The 7,843-nt window shown below is 63.5% G+C and carries 5 protein-coding genes; 2 read left to right on the forward strand and 3 right to left on the reverse strand.

Annotated elements, in window-relative coordinates; all coding sequences use genetic code 11:
* Window positions 1-25 precede the first annotated feature (25 nt).
* Genes M0D69_RS11085 through M0D69_RS11095 form a run of 3 tightly spaced genes read right to left on the reverse strand, consistent with a single transcriptional unit; the run spans window position 26 to window position 5,566 of the window.
* Window positions 26-3,073, reverse strand: a complete 3,048-nt coding sequence (locus M0D69_RS11085; RefSeq protein WP_301782070.1) for an efflux RND transporter permease subunit — start codon at window positions 3,071-3,073, stop codon at window positions 26-28.
* The gene (locus M0D69_RS11090; protein ID WP_301782071.1) at window positions 3,070-4,152 is read right to left on the reverse strand and encodes an efflux RND transporter periplasmic adaptor subunit; all 1,083 of its coding nucleotides are present in this window, start codon (window positions 4,150-4,152) and stop codon (window positions 3,070-3,072) included. Before M0D69_RS11090 ends, M0D69_RS11085 begins: the two co-directional genes overlap by 4 nt.
* Entirely contained in the window at window positions 4,142-5,566 is a 1,425-nt protein-coding gene (locus tag M0D69_RS11095) for a TolC family protein (protein WP_301782072.1), read from the reverse strand. The genes M0D69_RS11090 and M0D69_RS11095 overlap by 11 nt, the downstream gene beginning before the upstream one ends.
* Window positions 5,567-5,714: 148 nt before the next feature.
* Between M0D69_RS11095 and M0D69_RS11100 the strand changes: the two genes are divergently transcribed.
* Window positions 5,715-6,377 carry a response regulator gene (locus tag M0D69_RS11100; protein ID WP_301782073.1) on the forward strand — a complete coding sequence of 221 codons (663 nt, stop codon included), beginning with the start codon at window positions 5,715-5,717 and terminating at the stop codon, window positions 6,375-6,377.
* Window positions 6,374-7,708, forward strand: coding sequence for an ATP-binding protein (locus M0D69_RS11105; RefSeq protein WP_301782074.1), 1,335 nt, complete (start codon window positions 6,374-6,376; stop codon window positions 7,706-7,708). Before M0D69_RS11100 ends, M0D69_RS11105 begins: the two co-directional genes overlap by 4 nt.
* The last annotated feature ends 135 nt before the right edge of the window (window positions 7,709-7,843 follow it).

Genomic DNA, 7,843 nt, shown 5'->3' on the forward strand with positions numbered 1-7,843 from the left:
TTTTTAGCGCCCCTTGTTCATTCCGTCAGCGCCGCGGTTTCATCAACAACTGCAGCAACACTGGCAACAGCAGCAACACCAGCGGCAACTGCACAATCAAGCCCGAGATGATCGCCACCGCCAGCGGCTGCTGCATGGCCGATCCCTGGCCCAGCGCAAACGCCAGCGGCAGCAACGCAAGAATAGCCGCGATGGTCGTCATGGCGATCGGCCGCAAGCGGTTCTTGCCCGCTTCGATCAACGCCCGGCTGAGCGGCATCTCTTCGTCGCGCATCAGGCCTTGCAACTCCGATACATAGAAGATCGCCACCTCCGTGACAATGCCGATGATCATCGTCATGCCCATCATCGCGGAAATGTTGAGCTCGATGTTGGTGACCCACAAGCCGATGAACACCGCGCCGGTGGCAAGCAATGGCATCGCGAGCACGGCGAGCGCAATACGAAAACGCTCGTAGAGAAACAGCAACAGGCCGAACACCAGCGCAACAGCCGCGCCGAATACGATCATCAAACCCTTGAAGGCGATCTGTTGCTGCTGATACAAACCGCCGAGCTCGTAATACACGCCGGCAGGCAGCAGCTTGGCCGTAGTGAGCACCTTTTGCACATCAGCAATAGTCGAGCCCAGATCGCGTCCATCAATACGCGCCGTCACCGCGACCATGCGCTTCAGATTGTCACGGCTCACTTCCGGCTGTCCAGTCACGGCCACGCGCGTGGCCACGCGATTCAGCGCGAACAGATGGCCGTCGGGCGCGCGGATCTGCAACTGGCCGAGCTGGGTATCGGTGAGCGCGAGCGCACCGGCCACCCGGACCCGGATTGCCACGGTCTTGGGGCCAACCTGAAATTGCGTGGCGACATTGCCTTCCACCATGTCGGACACGGCCTGCGCGATGCTCTGCGCGTCCATGCCTTCAGCCGCTGCGGCGTCCGGGCGGATATGCAGTTCGAGCGCGTCGCCGGCAGGATTGATGCCGTCGTTCACATCGACCACGCCCTGGACCTTGCCGATCGCGGCCGCTACGTTCCGCGCGGTCGAGTTGAGGGTGTTCTGGTCGTCGGAGTAAATCTTGATCTGCACAGGTTGCGGCACCGCCGTCAGATCGCCGATCAGGTCCTCCATCAGCTGCGCCAGTTCGATGCTGACCCCCGGCACATCTGTTTCCACTTTGGTGCGAATCTCCTCCATCACGGTTTCGATAGGCTCGCGATTCTTCGACTTCAGGCGCACGAAAAAGTCGCCCCGGTTCGGTTCGTTCAGATCCCCGCCCAGGCCCGCGCCGGTTCGCCGCGAGTAGGTCGAAACATTGGGATTCGCGCTGACAATGGCCTCGACCTGCTTCATCAACCGGTCGGTTTCGCTGATCGATGTGCCCGGCTCGGTGTGATAGTCGAGCACAAAACCGCCTTCGTCCATCGTCGGCATGAAGCCGCTGCCAACCCGTGTGAAAGCGAACACGGCGACAATAACCAGCGGTACAAGACCGATCAACACAAGCGCCGGCCGTGCGCTGACGCCTCCGATCAACTTTGCGTAGCGCCTGTTCATCCAGGTCGCGAAACGGGTCTCGCTATGCTCTTCCGCGTCTTTGGGCTTGAGCCAACGGTCACAGAGTATGGGCACGGCAAGCCAGGTGACCATGAACGAAATGAAGAGCGCGCTTGCCATGGTGACGGACAGCGCCTTGAAAAACGCGCCGGTGACGCCGGAGAGGAACGCCAGCGGCACGAAGATGATCAGCGTTGCCGCGGACGACCCCGCGAGCGGCCGGGTGAACTCGAGCGCAGCCGCCATCACGCGGCCGTGAAACGCCTTCGCGCCGCCCTCGCGCATGCGCCGCACAATATGCTCGATCATCACGATGGCGTCGTCGATCACGAGACCCACCGCCGCCGCCATGCCGCCGAGCGTCATGATGTTGAAGCCCATGCCGAACACATCGAGCAGCAGGATGGTTGCGGCCATCACGACCGGTACGAGCGCGACAGCGATCGCGGTGATCTTCCAGTTGCGCAGGAACGCGAACAGCGTCAGCGCGGCGAGCACCACGCCGATCATGATGGCGTCGCGCACGCTCGTGGCCGCGGCGGTCACCAGTTCGCTCTGGTCGTACCAGTTGGCGAAGCGCACGCCCGGCGGCATCTGCGGCTGGAACGCGCTCAGCTTCGCGCGGATCGCCTTCGCCATGGCGACGCTGTTCGCGCCGGGCTGTTGGTAGATGTTGATGAGCACCGCGTCCTGCCCGTCGGCGGTCACGCGCATCCATTGCGGCGTGACGCCCGCGCGCACCGTGGCAACATCGCCGAGCCGGACTTGCGCCGGACCGCTCGAGGTGACCACCACGTTTTTCAGATCGTCGAGCTGGGTGATGGTCGCGTCGGCGATGACCAGGTAGAGCTTGTAGTGGTCCTCGATTCGCCCGATCGCCATCAGCACGTTGCTTGCACCAATAGCCTTCGATACATCGGCGAGCGAGAGCTTGTACGCCGCGAGGCGGGCCGGGTCCACGGCCACTTCGAACTCGTCGGTTGCGCCGCCCGTCACGTCCACGCGCGCCACCCCTTCGACCCCCGACAACAGCGGCCGCATCTGGAACTGCGCCAGATCGTGCAGCGCGGAGAGCGATTGCTGCTTCGACGTCAGGCTATACGCGAGCACCGGAAACACCGTCGGGTCCATGCGCCGGACCTGCATCGACGTCCCCTGCGGCAAGGTGCCGAGGATCTCGGCAATGGACGATTGCGCCTGCAGCGTGGCCTGCGCCATGTCCGTGCCCCAGTTGAAGTTCACCGATATCTCGGCGGACCCGCGGCTGGTCTTCGATTGCACATCGAGTACGTTCGGCACGCGCCGCAGCGCCTCCTCCACCGGCATGGTGACGAGCGTCGCCATCTGCTCGGCGGGACGGTCGCCGGCGTCGAGCGAGACAACGGCACGCGGGAACGCAACGTTCGGAAACAGCGAGATCGGCAGCCGGAACGCGGTGAGCGCGCCTGCGACAGCGAGCAATCCGATCACGAACAACAACGAGCGTCGATGAGCCTGCATCCATTGGCCGAAGTTCATCGCGGCGCGCCTCCGGCGCCCTGCACCGTCATGCCATCCTTCAGTTCATAGTTGCCGCTGACCACCACCGGTTGCGCCGCGTTCAGCGGACCGTCGACGCCATAACGATCGCGGTCCTCTATCTGCGTGACCACGTTCACCCGATGCGCCTTGTTGCCGGACACAACCTGAAACACGAAATCGCCGTGCTCGTCCTTGAGCACGGCCGAGCGCGGGACGATCCAGTGCATGCCGCGGTTCGTATCGATATCGGCGGCCACGTGCGTGCCTGGAATGAACGCGCTATTGCCGAGCGGCACGTTCGCGCCCACATCGACGAGCTGGCTTTGCGTGTCGATGGACGCACCCACCAGGACCACGCGGCCTGTCATCGAAACCTTCGCTAGCGAGCTTGAAAGGCCGCGCAAGCGGACCTCATCGCCGGCATGGATGTTGACGGCGTCCGAGGGCTCCACCGCCAGCATCACGTTGCCGCGCGTCTCCCGGCCGTTGTCCGTACCGGCAAGCTGCACGATCGGCGCGCCGGCCTGCACCTGATCGCCCTGTCCTGCCGACACCTGCAGCACCACGCCGTCGATGGGAGAAGTCACGATCTTGCTGCCGCTCGTGATCCCGGTTGTTTCCTGCGACGCCAGCGCCTCGCGGGCATCCTGCGCCGCCTTGCGTGCGGCGGCCAGTTGCGATGCGGTGGCGAGGCCCTTGTCGAACAGCGACCGGGTCCGCGCAACCTCGCCGTCGGCCAGCGTCGCGGCGCTTCTTGCCTGCGCGGCGGCAAGCGCGGCGGCGGGGTCAGCCTGCACGACAAACAGCGGGTCGCCTCGCTTGACCGGCTGGCCGGTCTGCACGCGCAGCTGCGTAACCCGTGCGATGTACGGCAGGTTGATCGACGTGAGATTAGCCGCCGATGCCGCGACGATCCCGTATGCGCGCACCGGCTGTGCGATCGGCGCCCGCTGGATCGGTGCCGTACTGACAGCGACCACGGCGTCGTCGGCGAGAGCGCTGCCCGCTTCGAACAAGGCGCTGAGGCAAAAACACATGGCGATGCAGGTCTGCATCGAAAGCCGCTTATTTTGCATGGGTGTCGGCATGGGTTTCGGTCACGTTCAGGTCAGAAGAAAATGCGTCGGGAATCGCACTGCCCAGCAATGCCTGCAAGCCGACGCGCTGTTCGGCCCGCGACTCCCGAAGCGTGGCGATATCCAAGCGTTTGGTCAGCGCGGCCGACATGGCGTCCGTGTACGCGCCGAGCGTCAGGTTGTGCTCCGCAAAAGCCGCGCTCGCGTCGCGTGCCGCACGCTCCGTGCCGGGCAATGCGGATTCGGTCTGCTCGAGCTGGCGCGAAAGGATGGCGTCGTCGGCACGCAGATGCGCGACATCGGTGAACGCCTGGTTCAGGCGGTTCTGGTACTCGTCGCGCAGGCGCTGGCGCGTGCTTTGCTCGATCGCGACATTTCCGCGGTTGCGATTGAAGATGGGCAGGCTCATGTTGATCACAAAGCCCGTGGTGTAGACATTCGAGTTGTCGCGTTGACGATCGAATCCCACGGTCAGCGACGGAAACTGGCTCATGATCGCCGCGCGGTATTTTTGTTCCTGCGCCTCGTAACCCGCTTGCAGGGCCAGCAGGTCGGGACGCCGGCGCGGCAACGCGGCGACCGCGTCATTCACCGTGGCTGCGTCGAGCGGCGTGTCTTCGGGCTCCCCAACAAGTTGCAGATGCACGTCGGGTGACAGGCCCAGCAACTGGTTCAGGTCGTGATGCGTTTGCTCAGCCGCGCGTTCGGCATCGGTATAAAGCTTGCGTGCATCGTTATAGGAAGTCAGGGCGGCGGTGAGCGTGTCTTCGGTCAGATTGCCCTCGCGGCGGGCCTCGGCCATGCGTTCATAGCGCGTGCGCGAGAAGTCGCGTTGCTGCTGCAGCAAAGGCAACGTGTCCTCCTGAAAGCGCGCCTTGATAAACAGCTGTTTCGCTTGTGCAACGACCTGCCACTCCTGCCAGAGCAAGCCGAGATCAGTCTTCGCCACGGTTGCATCGGCCGACTGCTTGTTCGCGCCGCGCGTGAAAATGGCCAGCACGTCCATGGTCAAGCCATAATTGAACGCGCGCGTGGCCCCTTCCATGCCCGGATAATCGCTGGAAACCCCCAGTTGCGGATCGGGCAGGAGCCCCGCTGAAAACGCTTGTGCCCGTGCAATACCCAGGTCGTCGCGGGCCAGCTTCAGATCGGGATTGTTCGCGACGGCCAGCATGGCGACCTCTTCCATGTCGAGGCCGTCGGACGGGTCGAAACGATGCGCGGCAAGCTCGGGCAAGGGCATGGTCGCCGGGTCGATCTGCACGCGCGACAGGGTGGAGAGGGACGTGGAGGTGTCCTGCGGGGCGAGCGGCTCGCGGTGATACACGGTGCAGCCGGCGAGCAGCGCGAGGCACGTACTGGCGCAAACTAGCTTGCAGAAGTGCAAACTTGGGGTGGCGGTCGATGCGGGCAAGCCTGGCTCCTGGGGCGAGGAAGGGGACGGATAATGTCCATCAGCGGAGCGATTGATTCTAGGAAGCGGGTGCTTAAGGAACGCTTAAGCACCTTCTGCGGACAATGCACGCTCGACAATTGTTGGTAAGAATGGGAGAACGTTCGCGATGCGGCTGTTATTGGTGGAAGACGACGAGATGATTGCCGAGACCGTGCTCGAGTCCATGCGCCGCCTGGGTTATGCGATCGACTGGGCTGCGGACGGGCGTGCTGCGGAACTGTCGCTCGCCAACGGCGTGTATGACCTCGTATTGCTCGACCTTGGCTTGCCAAAGCGTGACGGCATCCAGGTGTTGAATACTTACCGCAAGGCGGGTGGTGCGGCTTCCGTGATCATCCTGACCGCGCGCGACGCCGTGGACGACCGCGTTCGCGGGCTGGATGCGGGCGCCGACGACTACCTCATGAAGCCCTTCGATCTCGACGAGCTCGCCGCACGCGTGCGCGCCGCGCTCAGGCGGCGCACCGGACAGAAGCAACCTGTCTATACGCATGGCGAACTGACGCTCGATCCCGCCTCGCACGAAGCGCGCAAGGACGGTGTGACGTTGCCGCTGGTGCCACGCGAGTTCGCGTTGCTGCAGGTGCTGATAGAGGAGCCTGCGCGTGTGTTCAGACGGGCAGAGCTCGAGGAAAAGATGTACGGATGGGGTGAGGAAGTGGGCAGCAATACCATTGAAGTGCACGTCCACAGTCTTAGACGCAAGATTGGCGCAGAGCAGATATTGACGATCCGGGGTGTTGGCTACCGGCTCAAGGGACTCGAATGACATCCATACGCCGCTGGCTGCTTGGCTGGCTGATTTTCGGGCTGGCTGCGACGTCGCTGGTGGCGGGTTATGGAATCTTCCACACGGCGCGCAAGGAAGCGAGCGAGTTGTTCGATTACGAGTTGCGCACCGTGGCGTTGTCGTTGCCGGCGAATATTGCTACCGCCGATGCTGCCGAGCGCAGCCGTCACAACTTCAACGGCATTGCCGACGATCGTATTGCCATCGACATCTGGGACCAGCAAGGCCAGCTTGTCTACCACTCGGTTAAAGAGCCCACGCTGCCGCGGCTTGCCGAAGGATTTCGTTCGATTGAGCGTGACGAATATCGATGGCGCGTGTTCGGGCTGCAGCAGGCCGACCGTTTCATTCAGGTCGCGCAACCATTTTCCGTGCGCGAGGATCTTGCGCTGCGGCTGGCGTTGCGCACGTTGTGGCCGCTGGCTCTGCTCGTGCCGGTGACGATTGCGCTGGTGTTATTTGTGGTGGCTCGGGGACTTGCACCGATCGGCGGATTGTCGCGCGCGTTATCGCGTCGGTCGATCGACTCGCTTGAGCCATTGCAGGCCGACGCGCAGATGCCGGTGGAAATCCGGCCGTTGGTGGATGCGTTGAACGATTTGCTGCGGCGTTTGAGCGACGCTTCGCAAGCGCAGCGAATCTTCGTTGCCGATGCCGCGCACGAGTTGCGCACACCGCTTACCGCGTTGAAATTGCAGCTTCAGGCCGCCCGGCGCGACGGTACATTGCAGGGCGAGAGCCACACGCTGGAGCGCCTGGAGGGGCGGCTCAACCGGATCATTCATCTTGCGCATCAACTGCTGACCATGGCGCGTGAGGATGCAAACCGGGCGGCGTCGATTGCGCCGATGAGTCTGCGGCGGTTGGCGGAGAGATCGGTGGGCGACCTGTCGTTGCTGGCGGAGGCCAAGGGCATTGACCTGGGGCTTGAAGAGCGGATCGGCAATGCGTCCGATGACTATGTGGTGCTGGGCGATGAACAGGCGCTGGGGATCCTGCTGAATAATCTTATCGATAACGCTATCCGCCATACGCCGGAAGGCGGCAAGGTGGACGTAATCCTTACGCGCGATGCGCAGGGCGTGGGCGTTGAAGTGGCGGATACCGGCACGGGGATTGCGCCCGATGAACTGGACCGCGTGTTCGACCGGTTTTATCGCGGCGCGGGCGCGCAGGGGTCGGGGAGTGGCTTGGGGCTGGCGATTGCATCGAGTATCGCGGGGCGGCATGGGGCTACGCTCGATGTACGTAATCGGAGGGAAGGGAGCGGGCTAATCGTGAGGGTGGGGGGGCTGGCGCCAGTCGGGTGAGGTGCCTGCTCGGCGGTTTGGGGTTTGGGGTTAGTGGGCGGGGGTAGTCTGGGTTGGTGCTTTCGGTGTTAGTGGTCGGGGTCAAACGGATTGCATCTTATTCAGCTTGGCCCTGGCACGCGTGACTTTCGCGAG

Source organism: Caballeronia sp. SEWSISQ10-4 2 (genome assembly GCF_030464885.1).
Lineage (GTDB): Bacteria > Pseudomonadota > Gammaproteobacteria > Burkholderiales > Burkholderiaceae > Caballeronia.

Coding starts and splice junctions, on each gene's coding strand:
- M0D69_RS11085 (WP_301782070.1), bottom strand. CDS start 3,073: ATGAACTTCGGCCAATGGATGCAGGCTCATCGACGCTCGTTGTTGTTC.
- M0D69_RS11105 (WP_301782074.1), top strand. CDS start 6,374: ATGACATCCATACGCCGCTGGCTGCTTGGCTGGCTGATTTTCGGGCTG.
- M0D69_RS11100 (WP_301782073.1), top strand. CDS start 5,715: ATGCGGCTGTTATTGGTGGAAGACGACGAGATGATTGCCGAGACCGTG.
- M0D69_RS11090 (WP_301782071.1), bottom strand. CDS start 4,152: ATGCAAAATAAGCGGCTTTCGATGCAGACCTGCATCGCCATGTGTTTT.